This is a genomic window from Tardiphaga sp. (assembly GCF_041424195.1).
In the GTDB taxonomy this organism is placed as follows: domain Bacteria; phylum Pseudomonadota; class Alphaproteobacteria; order Rhizobiales; family Xanthobacteraceae; genus Tardiphaga.
Map to the genome: position 1 here is coordinate 1 of NZ_JBGMOE010000030.1, position 17,542 is coordinate 17,542.

Below are 17,542 nucleotides of genomic sequence, written 5' to 3' on the forward strand. Positions count from 1 at the left end.
GACTCAAAATCGAGTTCCGCAAGGAGTGCTGGTTCGATTCCGGCCAGGGGCACCATTCCTGAACAGATTTACGAACCAAATGCGTCGGTTGGCCATTTGGTCCAAGGGCCGCCCGGATATTGTCATTTGATCCGATGATGCGGATCGTGGTGTCGGACACGACGATCGCATCGATGATGGCGCTCAAGTAGGCCTTACGGGCCGCAACATCTCCGAACACCAACTGTTCACGCATTAATCTGGTGAAGCGCTCGATGGCGACGGGATCGATCTCGACCGGCAGCACGCTGGAGTTCTTGGCGTATTCGAGAGCTTCCATGGCCCGGTCTCGGGTGGCCTTCAGGCCGGCAACACGTTCCTTAAGCGACGGGTCGGTGCCGTCGATGGTGCCGGCTTCAATCGAAGCGTAGAGGCGCGACAGCCGCTCCCCGGCATCGGAGACCTGACGGGCCAAATCGACCAGGCGGCGGTCGGCAGAGGCCTGACGGCCATCGCGGCGCGCCTTGAGGGTGGTCAGGATGGCAGTGACCCGCTCGGGCTGCAGGAGCTGATCCAGCAACGCCTCGACGACGAGCTTTTCGATGACGGGACGCGGGATCTTGCGGTTGCTGCAGGACGCGCCGTCGTCATGCTTGTGTCGCCCCTGTTTGATCGCCTGAACGCATTTGTAATAATTATAGACGGTTCCGGTCCGGGACGTGCCGGTTGCCGTGGTCAGGGCGCAGGACTTGGCACAGTCGCAACGGACGAGACCGCCCAACAGCGACGGCGCCGAGGCAAGGCGCGGACCCTTAAGGCGGGGCTGGCGGGAAACCAGGAGGGCTTGCACGGCATCGAAGGTGGCCCGGTCGATGATCTCTGGCACGTCGTATTCGATGATGTCAGCTGTCTTCTTGCGCTCTCCAATCTTGCGATCGAACTCGTTGAAGCGTCGCGAGCCGGTATAGGCTTCACGAGTCAGCAGCTCATGGACGGTGCCGGTGCCGAACAACGATCCCTTGCGGGTCCGGTAGCCCCGTTCGTTCAGCCACATCGAGATTTTCTTGGTGCCAAGCGGCCCGGTGGTCCCGTCACCACTCAAAGCCAGATTGAACGCGAGCTTGACGACTTCGGACTCGACCGGCTCGACCGCCAGTTTCTTTTTCTGCTTGTTGCCGACGATGTCTGAATCCACCGACATATACCCGTAGGGGATGTTTCCGCCGTTTGAGTAACCGAGGCGAGCATTGGCCAGCATCGTGCGAGTGGTCGCGCGTGCTGTTTCCTTGCTCTGATATTCGTTAACTATACCGATGAATTTGCGAAACATGTCGCCAGTGTCGTCATTGGCCAGCGGTTCGGCGTGGGAAATGAGCTCGACGCGGTGCTTGCGCAGAGACTGGACCGTCAGCTCCTGTTCGACCTGATTCCGGAAAGCGCGAGAAAACGAATAGACGAGGATGGCATCGACCGTGCGCGAGCCGTCAGTCGCCCTCGCGATCATCTCCTCGAAGCCGGACCTCTTCATGTTGGTGCCGGTCTCGCCTTCGTCGCGGAAGATGCCGACGATATTGTCGCCCTCGCGCTTGCTCTTCGCGACCAGTTGCGCGATCTGGTCGTCCGAGCTCAGCATGTTCTGGGCCTGGGCCAAGGTCGAGACGCGGCTGTAGATGAGCACGTTGCGCGGGCGCGGCTCACTCGTGGTGGCCGCGGTGTCGACGACGTTGAGATTCTTGCGGGCCATTGGGGAAATCCTCACGCGGTACAGAAAAAAGAGTCTACTCATGCGGTGGAATCAGGGGAAGTGATTCCTCATCGATTCCACCGCACGGTTAAGAAGAGGCGACCTTGATCACCCGTTTGCGATGCTGTTCCAGCGCGTCCGGAACGCCTCCCACAACATCTCCTTGTAGTGAGACAGCGACAACTCGAACGCCTTGTCCATGCCGCCGGGGTTGCCGAGGTTACGGAAGCCCTCGACAAACATGTCGTGGCGCTGATCTTCGGTGAGATCGCGCAACACACGCACCGCCGGAGGCCGGCCCAACACGCGGTAGATGTTGTTGGGGTCGGGATCGAAGGCGGTCTTGTTCTCGATCGCGTCCAGCGATTCTCGCACCAGCCAGAGTGCGGCGGTGACAGCCATATCGGCGAAGTGCTCCAGCTGCAGGCCGAGGACGGTATCGGGGTCGATCGGGGTAAGGTGGTCGGGCATAGTCGTGGTCCTTTGGTTGGGTCAGGAAGGTGTCTTGCGAGCGGACTCGAAGACGGTGTCGAGCACTGCCGAGAAGTAGCTCTCGATGGCATCGAGTTCGGCAGGCGCGATGGGGACGGGATCGCTGATCTCGTTGATCACGGTCCAGAATTCGGGGTCGGAGGGGCGCGGACCGGAGCCGCCAGGGCGCTTCGGCTTGGCAAGCTTCTGCAGCGGCGCGGTCGCCGCCGGCGCCGTGTGGGCGTTTTTCGGCACGCGCGGTCGCAAGCGCACTTTGGATACGCGCGGTTTAGCCACGGTCGTACCCCACCGACCGTTCACGATCGCGCTCGCGGTCGCGCTCTTGCACGCGCGCGGCGTGATCCAGCATCGGATCCAGCGTGCAGGTCTTGACCTGAAGTCGAGACAACCGTCCCGCCAGCCAGTCAAGCCGCCGCTCCGGACTGATCGTGGCTTGCCGGCGCTCCGACAGCGGGAGGTCGAGGCGGACCTGGGCGTCGATTTCGCGGCTGTCGGCGAAAATCTCGAGGCGATCACGCGCCCGCGAGAACGCCACGTAGGTGTCGTGGCGGGTCATCGACGGGCTTGCCCAGACAAACGCCTGATCCGTGGTCAGGCCTTGGGCTCCGTAGATCGTGGTGCTGTAGGCATGGCCCAGGCGAACCCGGCTGTGTTCGTCCGCCAGGTCCGAGACGCGAAACTGCGCCAGGCGACCGGCGATCTCGACATGAAGAGTCGGGTCCTGCGTCTCACGGTCATCGATGTCGGTGATCGTAGCCGTGGTGCCGTTGATGACGCTGAGCTTATCGTGCCTGATCAGAAAACGAATACGGTCGCCGATCGCGAAGGCGAGCGTCTGGCCATGGCCGGACGGCGTCACCGCCGCGACCGCGATGTCGTCGCCGACGATTCGGCCATCGCGCTTGAAGCGAACCCGGACTTCGTCGTTCAGCGCGCGAACCTGCGCGTTGGTCTTGGCGATCAGCAAAACGGAGGGGCTCGACACCACGCGCTGGGTATCCTCCCAGGCGTCCGTAATACGTTCAACCGTCGCCTTTTCGCCTGCCGTCAGCGTGAGAAGACCGCGTGTGTCGAAGGCACGCAGCCCCTCTTCGGCGCGCCCTTTCGCAAAGTCCGTCACCGCGGCGCGCATCCAGGCCTCGCGCTGCCGCACGATCTTGTCGATGCGGGTGGTGTCAGTCACACTTGCGACGATCGAGAGGCCGGGTCCGGCACCGATGGACTGGAGCTGCTCGCGGTCACCAACCAGGATGACCTTGGCCCCGGCCTCCCCCGCCTTGCTCAGGATCGCGTGCATCTGCCGAGACGACAGAAGGCCGGCCTCGTCGACCACCAGGACGGTCCTGGAATCGAGGAACGGCAGCGCCGTGCGCGCAAGCCAGGCATCGGTGGCCATCGCTTCGATGCCGAGCGTCTGCAGTTCGCGCGCAATTTTCCAGGCCGTCGCGCTTCCAATCACGCGCAATGGCTGAGACGAGATGGCCTGGTCGGAATACGCAGCCACGATCGCAGCCAACGTGGTCGTCTTGCCGGATCCAGCGGCGCCTTCGATCACCGAAATCGCCGCCGGTGTGGTTGCCGACAGAGCGGCTCGGGTCTGTTCAGCGGAAAGCCCGTGATCCCGGCATAGCTGAAGCACATGATCCGGATCCGGCGCCGTACGGCGCTGGCCGACCAAACGCTCAGTCAGGGCAACGAGTTCGCGCTCGATCGCAATCTGCTCCGGGGTGGAATAGACCGGCTGCTGAAGACCGTCCTTCCCGAGTTCAACGATGCCTCCAGCTGCGATAAGACGGTCGACTTCCTGTTCGACCCGTATCGGGGCTGCGCCAGTGCCCACCAGGGACGTCGCAACCGCGGCATGGAGGTGGCGCCGCTCAAAAACGCTTTCGTATTCAGTCAACTGCGCCGGCACCGCCGCCACTCGCTCGGCTATCAGCGCCTCCTGCTCAGCGTGATAGCGGGTCCAGGGCGTCCGCAGATTTTCCACCAGGCGGTCGACGTCGAGGAAGGGCGCGGCTTCTTCGGCCCAGAGCTCGAAACGGTCGATGGCGCGCTCTTCCTGCTTGGTGGAGCGCGTGCCGAGAGCAATCGCGGCAGCAAGTGCCGGCGCGTCCGCGGTCGTGAGGCCTTCAGCCGCAATAGCCTGCTCGACTTCCTTGCGGCGCGCCGAGAAGTGACGCTGCAACGCGACGAAGCCTTGGGCGAGACCCGCATCACGATCGGCATCGACCTGCGGGACTATCTCAAAAATGCCGTTCTTCCCAATGGCACCGATCGCAAAGCCGAGCTTTTGGAGTTCTGAGGCCAGCGCGAGATGGTACACGGCGCCGGCCGCCATCTTATTCGCGAACAAGTGGCGGGCGTCGAGGGCGCCGACGGTGCCGTCTTCACGAACGGCGCAGTTCAGAATAACCGCATGAGTGTGCAGATTCGGATCCGCAAATACACGCCCGTCATCGTGCGCAACAGGCCTGGCCTCGCCATGTTGGAAGGAAGCGACGGTAAGCGACGGCGCGCGTTCGAGCCGCAGACCATTCTTGCCTCGGCGACAAAAGGTAGCATTGCGTTCAAGAAAGCCGATGGTCGCTTCGCTTGCGATGTATTGGGCATCTTCGATCGCACGTCGCGTCGCCGGATCAGCCAATGCATAGACAACCGAGACGGACTTCGGTGCCGACAGCGTCAGGTCTATGCCGCCAACCCGATTAGCGCCGTCGACGCCATTCGTGAGCAGCGGCTCCCCGTCCGCATCCAGGCCGGCATGAAGACGCTCGAACAGCGTATTATCGACGATCGCACCGCGAGTCGCGCCGAAGTTGCCCGTGGACGTGATCCAGCGACCCACCGGTTCGTCGCCGCCGAGATAATATTCGCTCTGCTTGCTGTAGTACGCTGCTGTCGTGCCAGCTGCGATTGTCGCAACCATGAGAAGCCTCCATCGAAGGAGGCCACAACAAGCACGCCTAAAATCGTCGTGCGGTGCATTGCAAATTTTGAGAGTGGCTGAATTTGCAATGCAATTGCGCGACCGTGCTTACCTGCGATCTGCGGCAAAACAGACGTCCACTGAACGCCGCGACGGTGGATTACCTGGTTGAAGGACTGTCGAGATGGAGATTTCACGTCGACCAGCAAAGCTACCGCCAGCCGAAAAGATGACGACCCCTGCGGGAAGCACTCACTCGGCGGTTTTCGCGATGCTCAGTATGGATTGGTTGGATTTGAACATTTGTATTCACTCGACTAGAGGCCGCGTTGTGTATTGAGACGCCACCGAATTTGGAGAAAAAGAGAATGACGACGTGGTTGGATCGATTCCTGCTGGATGCCGGCCGCGAGGTAGCGGCAGATCTCGTGGATCGGGGCGAGGGCCACCTCCCGCAGGCAAAGAACCCGCTGCTCGCCATGATGATGACGGCAAACAGAGCGGCCGTCATCCGCGCGAGGTCTCGCGGCGGTGTCGATATCAATACAGAGTTCGACGCCACGGTCGCGCGCTGGTTCCTAGATCAGGGCGGGCATTCCGATCGCCACGTTGCAGCATTCCAAGTCGACCAGAAGACGCTCGGCGGCCTTGCAAAGCTGCAAATGACGAAGGCGATGGCCGACGAGGCCGAGATGTTTAACAATCAATATCTGGCGGTGTATTTAGACTTTGTTGACCAAGCGCTGGTAATCGCCGACAGCTTCGAAGTATCGGCCATCGTGCTGCTCACTCAAAGGAGCTCCGACGGACGGCGGCCTGCAGCCCCGCGGGCATTTGCGGTCGTGTCGCCCCCCGGCGAATTCAGCCGCCGGATTCTGACGTGGATGTGGGGAGCGACACACGAGGTCATGGCAATTGACACTGTTCCGCCGTTAAGCGGACCGCCAAATCAACAACCCGTTAGCGCGGATCTCCTGCAAGCGGCCGGCGTAACATCCTCGATGCTCGCCCAGGAACTTCAACGTGTCGCTTGTGTCACCGCCTGGTATGCAGCACAGGAGCAGGAGCGCGGGCTCGCGAGCCACCTGCGGAAAATCGATGTCAGGCGCGCGGAAAAACTGAACGGCCCCGACGCGTTCCTGCCGGCAGGATCGACGTTCCTGAACGTGTCCCGGCTGCTTCCTGCCGGCCACGGCGACGCTTCTAAGTCAGGTGAGGCACTCAAGGGGACGCGCTATCCCGCGATCCTGATCGATCCCTATCAGCGCAGCGTCAAGTCTGTGAATGTGACGAGTTCGGTAGAAACACTGCAACAGGCCATTGGGGGAGACATCCAACTGGCCGCAGAGTTTGATAAGGGTGATATTCTGTACGTAGACGACGAGGGCTTGTTCACGCACCGGCTGTCGTTTGAGATTGACGGCCAAATGTTCCCAGGCCGTGGCCTTATAGTCGGGTCATATGGCGGTGAGTATGCGTTGGCTGCAGTCAAGTGCAGCGTCGATGACATCATTCGACGCGTCAAGTTTTTCGAGCCGGATCCGACGTTGGGTACGAATCGTGTCGTGGTTGTCCCAGCCTGAATATAGAAAATACGTTACGGTTTGGTCAGCGTGCTGGCGTCGACGGCCTAGCCGCAGGAGGATTTCGGGTTACCCTTAGAGACGGCTTTTGATCGAATGCCTATCACCCCTCTTTTTCGGTCCTAGATTTTTAGGCGGAGGGCCTGGTGGACTCAGATATTTTCTGGAATTCCGCCAGGAGTTCCGGAAAGTTCTGGGCGAGGTAACGCACAACTCGCACATTTTCGATAATCCGCTGCAGGTAACCAGTGGCGACCACCAGATCCATATTGTCATTCCCATATGACTCTTCCATGAGGCGAAACTCACGATCCAGATTGGCCGATTCTCTCTCCATTAATGCAACCTGATCGTCGGTTAGTCCCTCGACCTGTTTGGGCTTTGCCGAGTCGATCAACTGGGACTGCGGCGTGGCACCGAACAAAGACTTCGCGTAGGTGATCGAGTACTTGTTCATAGCGACCATAAGCTGAGCCGCTTCGATCTGGCGCATCGGCACCATTTTTCTCAGCTCTGCAAATGTCGAAATCGGCACGTGCTTATCCTTGAGAAGCTCAACGGCTTCCGCGCATATCCCGTCCAGCAGGCGACGCTTCAGGCGAACATGCGAGACATTTACATTGAGGACCTTGGCGATCCGCTCTTCCGGGACTCCTCGTTTAATCGCCGTCATGATCATGTTGCGCTCCTGAATGATCGCAATCCGGCTCACGCGCTTGTTGTAGGTGAAGGCCTCGTCGTCCGTTGCGATCAGGCACGTTACTTCAGATGCTCCAAGCTCGCGCAGGACCTCCAGCCTCAAGTGTCCATCAAGCAAGAGATATTTGTTCTTCTCGTCCCGTGCTCGCGCGACGACCGGTGGCTCAACCAGTCCGATCTCGCGAATGGAGGACTGAATCTGAGCATATTTAGGGGTTTTTTTGACGCTGTCGCTGACGAGATGAAGCGGTTGAATGTTGACCATTGGGATTGAGACACTCTCCCGCTCGAAGGCCATCGCGACAGGGCGACGTTCGGACTTACGGGCTGTCATGCAATATCTCCACGTTCCATCCGACTGGCGAGCTTCCGCGGGATTGTGTCGAGCTTCTCTCCCTTCAAAAGTGAGACAAGCTTTTCGTCATTAAACAACTCGCGCATGGCGTGGGCGATGAAGATCAATCGGTTTCGGGTGGCGTCGGCCTTCCGGATCAGGAGACGTTTTCGGTCAGTGTCTTCACGGTAGGCTCGAACGAGAGACCGGGAGGAAAGCTTTTGTGCCGTTTTAGAGGAGCCGGTCTCGAACTTTCTACCTCGGCGACGCCGACTTTCGACGATCCGCCTGACAATCATCAGTTTGCGACCGCGTAACAGATTGCTCTCATAAGCATTATGCAAGGCCTCTTGCACACCCACATCGTCGGCCTCGGCGATCTCGACTGCGACGCTGACCGGAATATGGCCCGCTTCCATTGCGCGTAAGAGGCGTTGTTCCCCTTGCGCCAGTAATCGGCCGACACCGCGAACGTATTCCTGAGACAGTCCCGTCTTTTTTGCGATTTCAGCGTCGGAATATCCTCGCTGCTTCATCCCACCGATGTCGTGGAGCAAGTCGATGGCACGATGCTGTCGCCGCGCACAGTTTTCGACCAAGCTCTTGACCATGCAATCCTCGGGATCTGCTTGGATAATGAGCGCTGGAATTTCGGTTTCGCCAAGCTCCATGTACGCTTCCAGTCGACCTTGCCCACAAACAAGGTCATAAGACGAACCGTCGGGCTCTTCCCGACGTGTGACCGTGATCGGCTTTTTGAGGCCCAATGCCGCGATGTTTTCGACGAGCTCTCTGAAGGTTTTTTTGTTGCGGATTCTGGGGTTGACGACGGTGATCCGAGAAACTGTTATCAAATGAACAAAGTTAGCGTCATCGAGCTGCTTCATGCGACCTCCGAGAGTGATACGCGCTCCGCCATTTCAAAGAGCGGGTCTAGAGAATCAAAAAGATAGGCATCGAGCGAAAGTCCATTATGTTCGCCGAGGCGTAAGACCTGCCTGTCCATGTCGAAGCTTGGTAAAATCAGATAGTCACGGGCAACAATGTTGGAGCGGTCCATACGCACCGCAACCGTGAGATCCGGGAACAAGCCCCGATCCAGACGGACAGACCAGCGCAGCGACCCGCCACGGGTCTCCAAGCAACGGACGACCACGACGGAGACCGAGAACTCTTCGTTAACAGTCAAAAGATCGTTTTCGGGATTGCGTATAACGTGGGCACCGGCACGCTCAATGCCTGTGACCACATCGGAAACGATCTCCGGGTAAAGACGCCGCAAGCCTTGGTTGATTTCGACGTACCGATAGTCTCGTTCCGGGGTATATCCCACGAGTTCGTATGCCCGGAGAAGATTGCCGAATCGACCCTGATAAGCGCTGCTAGAAGGGCAGTTTTCGGCTTCATCGATGATCAGTCCGGAGAGCGATCCTGAATGCGCCAACAATCTTCGAAGGGCTTCCAACATCTCTTCGTCCGTCAAACGCAGTGATCTTGCGCGTATGATCTCTGCTGCAGCTTCAAAAAGCGCTCGGTCGACGACGGCCTCAAACACACCGTCTGCGCGTACCCATAGTGCAGGTTCGTTTTGGACACGGCGCCGCTTTAACTTGAAGGACCGCCTGTTCCAGACGTTGTTGCCGATGTATTTCTCGTTGATGAGGAGCTGATGGACCGTGCCTTTGGTCCAGGAATGTCCGAGGTCGGTGAAAATTCCCTGCTCGTTGAGCCCTGCCGCAATCTCGGACTCGGTGCGCCCATCAGCGACGAAGCTATGGTAGACGCTCCTGACAATATCGGTTTCCGCTTCTGGCCCCGGCACGAGAACGACACGGTCGGTTTGAATACTCTTATGTTGTTTGCGGTGCAGTTCGCCTTTGGAGTTGCCACTTTCATCCATCAACTGCCGACGTAAGCCGAAGCCCGGCGGACCGCCTTGACGGAAACCCTTTCTGATCAGGTTGCATTGGCCTGCGTGCACCTTAATTGACAGGTCGCGGCTGTACTCAGCAGCCATCCGCCTTTTAACAACCTTCTGGACGTCGGATCCGATACTTCCGTCGTTCTCGAACTGCTCAGCACAGTAAGCGACGTGGACACCGGCCGCCCGGCATCGATACTCGTATGAAGCAGCCTCATCTGAATCTTGAAAACGCCCCCAGCGGCTAATGTCGTAGACAACGACGACTGAGAAGTCGGCGCTCCCGCCTTCCACATCGGCCAGCAAGGACTGCAAACCTACGCGACCTTCAATATTCAGCCCGCTACGCCCCTCGTCGGCATAAGTGCGAACGATCGTTAATCCACGTTGGCTCGCATAATGCCTGATCGTTTCTGATTGGAGATCCGTGGAATACTTCTGATGCTCGGTAGACATCCGAACATATTCGGCAGCGCGTACGAGCGCCATTGGCGGACCCTGCCGGCCGGGATCGGTCGCGTGATTCTTTACGGGATCGCTCTGTCTCAAGGGATTTCCCAACCATTTTCACCGAAAGGTTTCGTTGGCCGAAAGTTATTTGCCGTCAATCTTCCGCTCTCCGCATCTAATTGGAAGGGATGGGCAGAATGTTGCCTAAAAGGGGCAGAATTTTCCGCAATGGCAGCGGCGAAAACACGCCACGTCTCGTTTACGCGAGGGCAATCCGACAAGCACTGAGAAGCGAGCTCGGGCCAACACATCAAGCCAACAAAAGGGTGCGGCAGTGGACCGGCGCGAGCGAACGAACGATCAAGAATTGGCTAAACGGATCGTCCGGCCCTCGGGGCGAGCACCTGCTCTTGCTGGCCTGTCATTCCGAGAATGTTTTTGACGTGATTCTTACCTTGACCGAGCGCGACAATGCTGTTTCAGGCGTAAAATTGCATAAGATTTGCGATGAAATGTCGCGATCACTTCGAAAATTTAAAGAGCTGATGGAAGATAAACGGTGAAAGAGATTGCGTAAAATATTGCCTCGTTTGTCAGATCGCTGTCTCTACGCGATGTCACATGCTGTTTTCCCATCGCTGTGAACACTCGGTCAAACCTGCTATCCGGTCAGCTCAGATAGCCGGCTGACGAGGCAGCGTATCTAAGCTGAAGGTTGGATGTTCGGATCTGATTGCGATCAGCCTGATTGGAGCTATCCGCTTCGCTCATACGGTAAGCACTGAAATGTCTGGCCTGGCATGCATTTAGGTAAGAGACCCCTAACAGCAACGATGCCGGAATTTTACTCGCCACCATGAAACGCGTTTTTATAGTACGCCGTATGTATTCGATCGACTTTCGCTGCGTTATTTGTCGGAGAATTGAGAAGTCGAACCCATGGGTCGACTTCCCTGAAGAGCATTGAGATCTGATTGAAATGCTTCGGCCGTCATCAGACCGTAAGCGAGCCGATCGCACGAAATTGCGCGACCTGCTGCCGCCACCACGCACGGCGCGCTGGCGATAGATCGAGCAGCGGCCCCGCGATGGTAATGACGTCGGCATCTAGTCCAGCTCGAGGGGGCACGATCACGGCGGGCTCGGTAGGCACGTCATTCCATTCGTAGCGGACCTCGATCTCAGTCACGCCTCGATCATTGTATAGCAGAGCCTCGAACAGAGTGCGCCAGATGAGATCGGGCAACTGAGCACGCACGAGGTTTACACCCGACCAATCATCCCCGGTGAGATCCAGTTCTAGAAGCGTGTTCGGAGAATCCGTGACGATCTCTTCGATCAATCGCGCGAGGCCAGTGCTCAGCGTTGCACAATGAAAGCGCTTTAACTGACCGATCCAGGCGGCCAGACTGCCGAGATTCTGGCGAGCGAGATTATCGCGATGGACAAGATCATCTTGCCAGATCGCTTCGTCTTCCAGGCCAATACCACCTGCCATCATGGAAATGACGTCAGCACGGGCTGTGACAGGTGCTCGCCTGATATCGATCGGACAGACGTCGTTGCGGCGACCCCGAAGTCCGTCCACCAGCTTGGCGAACTCGATCTGGTCGTCCTGAGATTTAGTTCGCTGCTCTGGATCGCCATCTGCAACTCGGGCCCGCTGGCTGAGTACGTAGCTGCGACGTTCACGTCCCTTCCAATCGGTTGCCTGGACACGCAGAATGGCCACGGTCTGAAGCGCCCACAGCAAAGCGCCCTCTGGATCAAAGTCTGGATTCGGGTGAGCAAGCCATGAACGAATCTCTTTGAGCACGCGTCGGCGAATTGCAATCCGACTATCACTTGTCCAAAGGCTATAAAGTTCGCGCCCACTTTTCGATATCGTGCTGACTGTTGTCGGCTCCGCCGGATAAGCGATGACTGCCTGTCTGTTGGCTCTTGGCAACGCCAAGATAGCCCGTGGACCAACCAATAGTTTTCCATGGCTGCAAAGCACGGTCGGGGCGATTTTCGGTTTACCTTTAGCGAACTTTCCGACGATTGGCGCGAGAGCGCTGACAACGGGATTCTTGAAGACGAGGTCCAAACCGTACTGATCGTGGCATTTATGAATGGCGTCGGCTATGGCCTCAGCAAAGGACGCGTTTACCAAGAACGCGTCCCAAGCCAACTGGCTTGCGGGCGAACGCTTGGGCGCCTTGCCGCCCTTGAAGGTCGGAGGCTCTAGCTCGGCGACATAACCGTCTCGAACAAATTTTTCGGTTTGAAGCGAACTGTAGACCACCATGCGCCCGTGCAAACTTGCCGGATGCACGGCCTCAGGCCGCCACAATGGCTGACCTGGAAAGGCGTCACGCACCTGTCCCAACAGTCTGTCGGGAAACGTTTCGAATCGGCTGGGATCGTAGAAAACCGAGTGGACGTAGTTCACGTCGCCGGGGCGCGCCTCGGGAGGCTCCTGCAGTTCCGGGGGGATTTCCCTTTCGTCATATGTATCAATCTCGTCCGAAATACTGGCGGCTTTACGCAGCGAAGACAGCGGCATTGCGATGATTAATCCCGGTATGATTGCGAGGATCTCGAAGGTCGAAGAATTGCCGCGAAGGCGACCTCCTCCCTATGGACCAGACAAATTCAGATAGCGTGAAATCGATCTGTCAAATTATCGCTATTCGTCAAAGCTGTCCGCCGATCACGATTTTAATGTATTACACGCGTCCATTCGCCGGTTTTCATCATGCTTCATGCGATAAGTAGCACAGTGTCCGACACCGAATTTGCAATGCATCTTGTTTTATTGAATGTCATTGTTCGGAAGCGTTAAGCCGATCGCACAACACGGCATTCCGCCCTGCTGATAACCGAAAGGCCACGACATGCCCGTGCACCCCGCGATCATGGCAGTCTCCCACTCGCTCGAAGATGAGCTCCAGCGCATGGCAATGCCGTGCAAAACGCCCAACGCCATGCAGGTGGACTGGGCCCGGCAGTTCGCGACCAAGGTCACGATGGACGCGTTCGACGACAACATCCCGCACGACTTCGGTGCGACCCACGTCACTCCCGAAGAGTTGGCAATCCTGCTGACGGAGTTCGAGGGCGCCTTGAAGATCGTGACGGCCTTGAGGCTGGCCGGCGTGATTTATCCGCCGCGCACGCTCTTCGAGCGGATCGCAGTGGCCTTCCAGACCACGAAGGTCGGTTAACAAACAGCAGGTCGGACTAAGGCCCGACCTGCCTTCAATTGCACCTCAGATGTTTCCGGAGAGCTGGTAATAGACGTAGCGTTCCTTCTCGCCGTAAATCAGTCGCGCTGGGGCGGGTGTTCGGTTCTGTTGTGATCGAGGACGAAGGCGCGGATTTCCGAAGATAGATTACTGGAGGTGCGACGGGCGTCGATTTGAGCTATCAAGACCCTGATGGATAAGCCTTTGACCGCTGCAATCTCATCGAGACAATCCCGAGAATTCATTCTCGAGGACAACACCTGTCCTGTGGTCGCTAACAGCAACCGAACGCTTTTTTACAGCAGATTTCATATCGAATTCCGCTTATCACATTCCATAACGTCGGCGTATCGACAGACCGACGGCTGATTGGCCTTATCGTCGGCGCTCCAGTCCGCTCGGTGCTGTTTGGCCAGCCCATCTCCGCATGCCACATTCCAGATTGTCAACGCAAGTCCCGTAGGGGGGCGGCCCGCGCATGCGCTTCCACACGGATCGAGTGCGACTGACGGCAGGTCCGTTCCGGTCAAGACCGACTTCGGCTGTGCGGTCGAATGAGCTTTCCCGCGTCGGTTCCGCTTGGGTGAGTTCTCGGATGATGGACGGTATCGCCGACAGGTCGGGCTTTGCCCTCGATCGTATCCCTGCAACGGCGGCGCTCGACCTTTTTCCCCGCCGCGCTTTGCTTGGCTCCTCGCGCGAGACAAAAAGGTCAGCTTCCGCCATCCTCCGCGTTGCTTCGGCCTCAAGTTGCAGGTCGATCGCCTGTCGTCGTCAGGGCCGTCATCGAGAACGCAATTAGGCGGCACTCGAAAACGAACGGGAAATCGATCATGACGACCATCGGCACCTTTACGAAGACCAATAACCGCTTCATCGGCAACCTCAAGACGCTGTCGCTGTCGATCGGTGCAGAATTTTTGGCCCTGCCACGCACCGACAAAGGACCCGACTTCCGCATCCTCAGTGGAGACATCGAGCTTGGTGCAGCCTGGAAGAAGGCCCGCAAGGACGGGCGCGAATATTTCTTTGTCCGCCTCGATGATCCGACTTTTGCAAACCCGATCTTCGCCAGCCTCGTTGAAGGCCGAGACGGTGAACATGCACTGATCTGGTCACGCCGCAACGCTGACTAAGAGCTTCGGCGCGGCCATCTCGGCCGCGCCATTTCTTTGCTCTGAGCGCTGTGCGGATAAAGTCGACGGGATCAAGACCGGCGATCAAATTTGCATTGCATTTTTCAGGCCTGCCATTCCGCGCTTCGCCGCGTTAAGAGCTTCGACATGCATCGGATGTCCACAAATAACATGCGGATTGACGATCGCTAGTACGAGGCCGCGCAGCATCGGAGCGCGAAGCGAAGGGATGCTGCAGATGTGGAGTTTAGAATGTTTCGCATGATATGGAATTTGGGCGTTGTCGTCCTGACTGTGTTGAGTATCATCCTCTTCGGATATCCATTGGCCATGATGGCTCAACATGGTGCCGACCCGGCAGCGTGGCCGCCGAGCGCCATTCAGCCCAGGATCTGGATCGACCATGTCTTGACGTTCAAAGTCGGCGAGGTGGTTTCGCCATACTGGTCGATGCTTACCAGGCGATCCGAGGACTTCGCAGGCGGCGGTCTTCTCTATCTCGGTGTCACAGTGGGCGCATTTTGCGTTCTCGCTTTGCTGATGATCCGGACCAAGAAGTCCGCACTCAAGCGCGATCCGATCGGCATCCATGGGGCGGCGCGATGGGCGACGCCGGCTGAGGTCGGCAAGATGACCACCGGCCTAGAATTGGGCATCAGCAAGACCAGTGGTCACGCCGTGCGCGTCTCGATCGAAGGCAATCTGCTGACGATCGCGCCACCGCGAAAGGGCAAATCGTCGGGGCTGTTGATCCCGAACCTGGCCTACCCAGAAATCGAGGCATGGCTCGGACCGGCAGTTGTGATCGATCCTAAAGGCGACGCCTATCGCGCAGTGGCAGAGCGCCGGCGGAAACTGGGACGCACTGTGCGGTGCCTCGATCCGCTGGGACTTGTGGGTGGCACAGATAGCTGGAACCCGCTCGCCCATGTCGACCCGAAGGACGTCCTCTACTTGCAGCATATCGCGAGAATTCTTCTGCCCGAACTCACCGGCGGCGGTGATGCTGCCGCTACCTATTTCAACAATCGCGCTGTCGATCTCATTGTCGGCGTCATGATTGTCGCCCTGCATTCGAAGTCGCCAAATGTCCCGGAAGTGTTGCGGTTGTTGAACGCGCACGAAGATCTGCTCGATGGCCTCAAGCAACACAAGGCGATGCCCGCAGCACAAGCCGCTCTGATGATCATGGAGAGCGAACCCAAGGGGCGCGACACCATCGTCTCGACGGCTGCACAGGCATTTTCGTGGCTGAACGATGAACGGCCCGCCAAAATGGTCACGAGCAATTCGTTCGAACTGTCCGATCTCGCGCGCGGCGATATCGATCTGTTCGTGGCTATCCCCAGCCGGGACAATGTGGCGCTGGCCCCCTTCGTACGCTGGCTGCTCGGAGATATCTTCGATACGGTCCGTGAACATCATCCCGCGGAGCGCATGGTGATCTTCATCGACGAGGCCAGCACTCTCGGCCGTTTCGATGCGATCCTCAAAGCCAGTGGCGAACTCCCCGGGCATGGTGCCAGCCTGTGGACGATCTGGCAGGACCGCGCACAGATGGTCACAACTTACGGCGAATCCGGCGCGCGCACGCTCATGAGCACCGCCGACATCGTCGTCCTGTTCGACGTGCCCGCCACCGATCCCGAGGAAAGTGATCGCTGGTCGCGAGCACTGGGGAGTTTTTCGGCGCTCGTTGAGTCCAAATCAATGGGGGTGGGCCAAAACGGTGCAGCGACGACGTCGACTGCCACGCAAGAAGCCCGGCTGATGACGAAGGAAGAGCTTACGACGCTCGACACCAAGGAGCTCATCGTCTTCCCGAACAGTCCGTTCTACGCCCGCCATCCCGTGCGGCTTTGGAAAACCGTGGCCCATAATGACCCGCGCTTCGAGAACTTGATCATCAAAGTCCCGCCCGTGGGGCGGATCTAAAGGCATAGCGCATGGTAAGTTAAGACAAGGGCGGTCGACGCCCTTGTCAGGACACGTGCGATCAAAATTCGAATACGGTACATCCGTAGAATGTCCAAGGCCGGCGTCATCAGCCAGCGGCCATCTGCCTAGATTTGCAGCGGCCTTTGCGCGACTGAACAATCCGCTGGCGCTCGCGACCGGTAGTACTGTCGCGGACGACCAGTTCGCCGGTCCTGCTACCGGCTTGCCCGAACCCTCGGCGATTTCGTCATAGAGGCTCGCCCGGTCGTGGCCGGGGCGTGGCAAAGCGGTCTTGCTGGACATCGGGGATCTCCGCGACGGGCGCCGGAGGCCTCTGTCCAGCTTTCAACCCGTCACGGAAACCCGGTCCGCACTCTCTCTAGGGGGGCGTTGCGGGGATCTCCCCGCAGAAGGGGGTGTGTCGGCGACGCCGGCGTCGACCAGGGGGGAAAGCTTTCCCCTCCAGGGCTTCCAGATCGCGGTCCATAACTTCCAATTAGCGGACCATTGACTCCCAATCAGCCGCCTCCGATAGTTCCAATCTTCCGGATTCGGAGATGGCATGTTCGGACGGTTTGTGGAGCGACGGGCAGAGGAAGCCCTTTCTGATACGCCGGTGGTCCTGATCGTGGGCCCGCGCCGTGCCGGCAAGACCACGCTCGTCCGCAAAATGGGAGAAGCCGGGCGGACCTATATCACACTCGATGATCAAACGGTCCTTGAGGCCGCCCAGTCCGATCCCGCCGGCTTCATCCGCGGCCTCGATCGGGCCATTATCGACGAAATCCAGCGCGCGCCCGACCTGCTGTTGGCAATCAAGAAGACGGTTGATGAGGACTATCGGCCGGGTCGCTTCCTGCTCACTGGCTCGGCGAATGTCCTAACTTTGCCGCGGGTCGCCGACAGCCTGGCCGGCCGGATGGAGACCATACAGATGCTGCCGCTCGCAAGGGCGGAGATCGAAGGCCGGACGCCGACTTTCCTAGAGCACCTCTTCGCAGGAAATCTCCGGAGCCAGCGGGACGCAATCCTGGGCGACGACCTTGTCCAGCTTGTCCTGCTTGGCGGTTTCCCCGAAGCGATCAGTCGCGACAGCGAGCGCCGGCG

General features: G+C 58.6%; 16 protein-coding genes. 6 read left to right on the plus strand and 10 right to left on the minus strand.

Translation table 11 applies throughout. The annotated features are described in order from the left end of the window. The 4 genes from ACEK02_RS03650 to mobF form a co-directional block, all read right to left on the minus strand. On the minus strand, positions 1–1,723 hold a 1,723-nt coding region (locus ACEK02_RS03650), incomplete at its 3' end, for a recombinase family protein (protein ID WP_371420442.1). Positions 1,724–1,831: 108 nt separating this feature from the next. Beyond that, on the minus strand, positions 1,832–2,194 hold the full coding sequence (locus ACEK02_RS03655) for a hypothetical protein (protein WP_371420443.1): 363 nt from the start codon (positions 2,192–2,194) through the stop codon (positions 1,832–1,834). A 21-nt stretch (positions 2,195–2,215) separates the two neighbouring features. Beyond that, the gene (locus tag ACEK02_RS03660; RefSeq protein ID WP_371420444.1) at positions 2,216–2,449 is read right to left on the minus strand and encodes a hypothetical protein; all 234 of its coding nucleotides are present in this window, start codon (positions 2,447–2,449) and stop codon (positions 2,216–2,218) included. Positions 2,450–2,483: 34 nt separating this feature from the next. Further along, the gene (gene mobF, locus ACEK02_RS03665) at positions 2,484–5,144 is read right to left on the minus strand and encodes a MobF family relaxase (RefSeq protein WP_371420445.1); all 2,661 of its coding nucleotides are present in this window, start codon (positions 5,142–5,144) and stop codon (positions 2,484–2,486) included. 368 nt (positions 5,145–5,512) lie between these two features. Between mobF and ACEK02_RS03670 the strand changes: the two genes are divergently transcribed. Continuing rightward, entirely contained in the window at positions 5,513–6,727 is a 1,215-nt protein-coding gene (locus ACEK02_RS03670) for a DUF3846 domain-containing protein (protein WP_371420446.1), read from the plus strand. A 130-nt stretch (positions 6,728–6,857) separates the two neighbouring features. Here the strand turns inward: ACEK02_RS03670 and ACEK02_RS03675 are convergent, their stop codons facing one another. From ACEK02_RS03675 to ACEK02_RS03685, 3 genes are read right to left on the minus strand one after another with little or no spacing between them, the layout of a single operon-like run. Then, positions 6,858–7,760, minus strand: a complete 903-nt coding sequence (locus ACEK02_RS03675) for a plasmid partitioning protein RepB C-terminal domain-containing protein (protein WP_371420447.1) — start codon at positions 7,758–7,760, stop codon at positions 6,858–6,860. Then, entirely contained in the window at positions 7,757–8,647 is an 891-nt protein-coding gene (locus tag ACEK02_RS03680) for a plasmid partitioning protein RepB C-terminal domain-containing protein (protein ID WP_371420448.1), read from the minus strand. The genes ACEK02_RS03675 and ACEK02_RS03680 overlap by 4 nt, the downstream gene beginning before the upstream one ends. Further along, entirely contained in the window at positions 8,644–10,170 is a 1,527-nt protein-coding gene (locus tag ACEK02_RS03685; RefSeq protein WP_371420449.1) for a recombinase family protein, read from the minus strand. The genes ACEK02_RS03680 and ACEK02_RS03685 overlap by 4 nt, the downstream gene beginning before the upstream one ends. A 158-nt stretch (positions 10,171–10,328) precedes the next feature. Here ACEK02_RS03685 and ACEK02_RS03690 point away from each other — a divergent pair, with 158 nt between their 5' ends. Continuing rightward, entirely contained in the window at positions 10,329–10,694 is a 366-nt protein-coding gene (locus ACEK02_RS03690; protein ID WP_371420450.1) for a hypothetical protein, read from the plus strand. Between the two features lie 431 nt (positions 10,695–11,125). Here ACEK02_RS03690 and ACEK02_RS03695 read toward each other — a convergent pair whose 3' ends face one another. Beyond that, positions 11,126–12,679 (minus strand): hypothetical protein, encoded by a 1,554-nt coding sequence (locus ACEK02_RS03695; RefSeq protein ID WP_371420451.1) that lies wholly within the window; start codon positions 12,677–12,679, stop codon positions 11,126–11,128. A gap of 331 nt (positions 12,680–13,010) precedes the next feature. On the opposite strand from ACEK02_RS03695, the gene ACEK02_RS03700 reads away from it, so the two are divergent. Next, positions 13,011–13,340, plus strand: a complete 330-nt coding sequence (locus tag ACEK02_RS03700; RefSeq protein WP_371420452.1) for a hypothetical protein — start codon at positions 13,011–13,013, stop codon at positions 13,338–13,340. Positions 13,341–13,438: 98 nt separating this feature from the next. Here ACEK02_RS03700 and ACEK02_RS03705 read toward each other — a convergent pair whose 3' ends face one another. After that, positions 13,439–13,606: a ribbon-helix-helix domain-containing protein gene (locus ACEK02_RS03705; protein WP_371420453.1), complete on the minus strand. Its 168-nt coding sequence runs from the start codon at positions 13,604–13,606 to the stop codon at positions 13,439–13,441. A gap of 588 nt (positions 13,607–14,194) precedes the next feature. On the opposite strand from ACEK02_RS03705, the gene ACEK02_RS03710 reads away from it, so the two are divergent. Then, on the plus strand, positions 14,195–14,497 hold the full coding sequence (locus tag ACEK02_RS03710; RefSeq protein WP_371420454.1) for a DUF736 domain-containing protein: 303 nt from the start codon (positions 14,195–14,197) through the stop codon (positions 14,495–14,497). An 84-nt stretch (positions 14,498–14,581) separates the two neighbouring features. Here ACEK02_RS03710 and ACEK02_RS03715 read toward each other — a convergent pair whose 3' ends face one another. Next, the gene (locus tag ACEK02_RS03715; RefSeq protein WP_371420455.1) at positions 14,582–14,902 is read right to left on the minus strand and encodes a hypothetical protein; all 321 of its coding nucleotides are present in this window, start codon (positions 14,900–14,902) and stop codon (positions 14,582–14,584) included. A gap of 3 nt (positions 14,903–14,905) precedes the next feature. Here ACEK02_RS03715 and ACEK02_RS03720 point away from each other — a divergent pair, with 3 nt between their 5' ends. Both ACEK02_RS03720 and ACEK02_RS03725 read left to right on the plus strand, forming a co-directional pair. Next, positions 14,906–16,432, plus strand: a complete 1,527-nt coding sequence (locus ACEK02_RS03720; RefSeq protein WP_371420456.1) for a type IV secretory system conjugative DNA transfer family protein — start codon at positions 14,906–14,908, stop codon at positions 16,430–16,432. A gap of 565 nt (positions 16,433–16,997) precedes the next feature. Further along, a partial coding sequence (locus ACEK02_RS03725; RefSeq protein WP_371420457.1) for an ATP-binding protein occupies positions 16,998–17,542 on the plus strand: 545 nt, incomplete at its 3' end.

Excerpts from the sequence above, each read along its gene's own strand:
- ACEK02_RS03655 (WP_371420443.1), bottom strand. The coding sequence starts at position 2,194 with ATGCCCGACCACCTTACCCCGATCGACCCCGATACCGTCCTCGGCCTG.
- mobF (WP_371420445.1), bottom strand. The coding sequence starts at position 5,144 with ATGGTTGCGACAATCGCAGCTGGCACGACAGCAGCGTACTACAGCAAG.
- ACEK02_RS03670 (WP_371420446.1), top strand. The coding sequence starts at position 5,513 with ATGACGACGTGGTTGGATCGATTCCTGCTGGATGCCGGCCGCGAGGTA.
- ACEK02_RS03675 (WP_371420447.1), bottom strand. The coding sequence starts at position 7,760 with ATGACAGCCCGTAAGTCCGAACGTCGCCCTGTCGCGATGGCCTTCGAG.
- ACEK02_RS03680 (WP_371420448.1), bottom strand. The coding sequence starts at position 8,647 with ATGAAGCAGCTCGATGACGCTAACTTTGTTCATTTGATAACAGTTTCT.
- ACEK02_RS03685 (WP_371420449.1), bottom strand. The coding sequence starts at position 10,170 with ATGGCGCTCGTACGCGCTGCCGAATATGTTCGGATGTCTACCGAGCAT.
- ACEK02_RS03690 (WP_371420450.1), top strand. The coding sequence starts at position 10,329 with ATGTTGCCTAAAAGGGGCAGAATTTTCCGCAATGGCAGCGGCGAAAAC.
- ACEK02_RS03695 (WP_371420451.1), bottom strand. The coding sequence starts at position 12,679 with ATGCCGCTGTCTTCGCTGCGTAAAGCCGCCAGTATTTCGGACGAGATT.
- ACEK02_RS03700 (WP_371420452.1), top strand. The coding sequence starts at position 13,011 with ATGCCCGTGCACCCCGCGATCATGGCAGTCTCCCACTCGCTCGAAGAT.
- ACEK02_RS03705 (WP_371420453.1), bottom strand. The coding sequence starts at position 13,606 with ATGAATTCTCGGGATTGTCTCGATGAGATTGCAGCGGTCAAAGGCTTA.
- ACEK02_RS03710 (WP_371420454.1), top strand. The coding sequence starts at position 14,195 with ATGACGACCATCGGCACCTTTACGAAGACCAATAACCGCTTCATCGGC.
- ACEK02_RS03715 (WP_371420455.1), bottom strand. The coding sequence starts at position 14,902 with ATGGTCGATCCAGATCCTGGGCTGAATGGCGCTCGGCGGCCACGCTGC.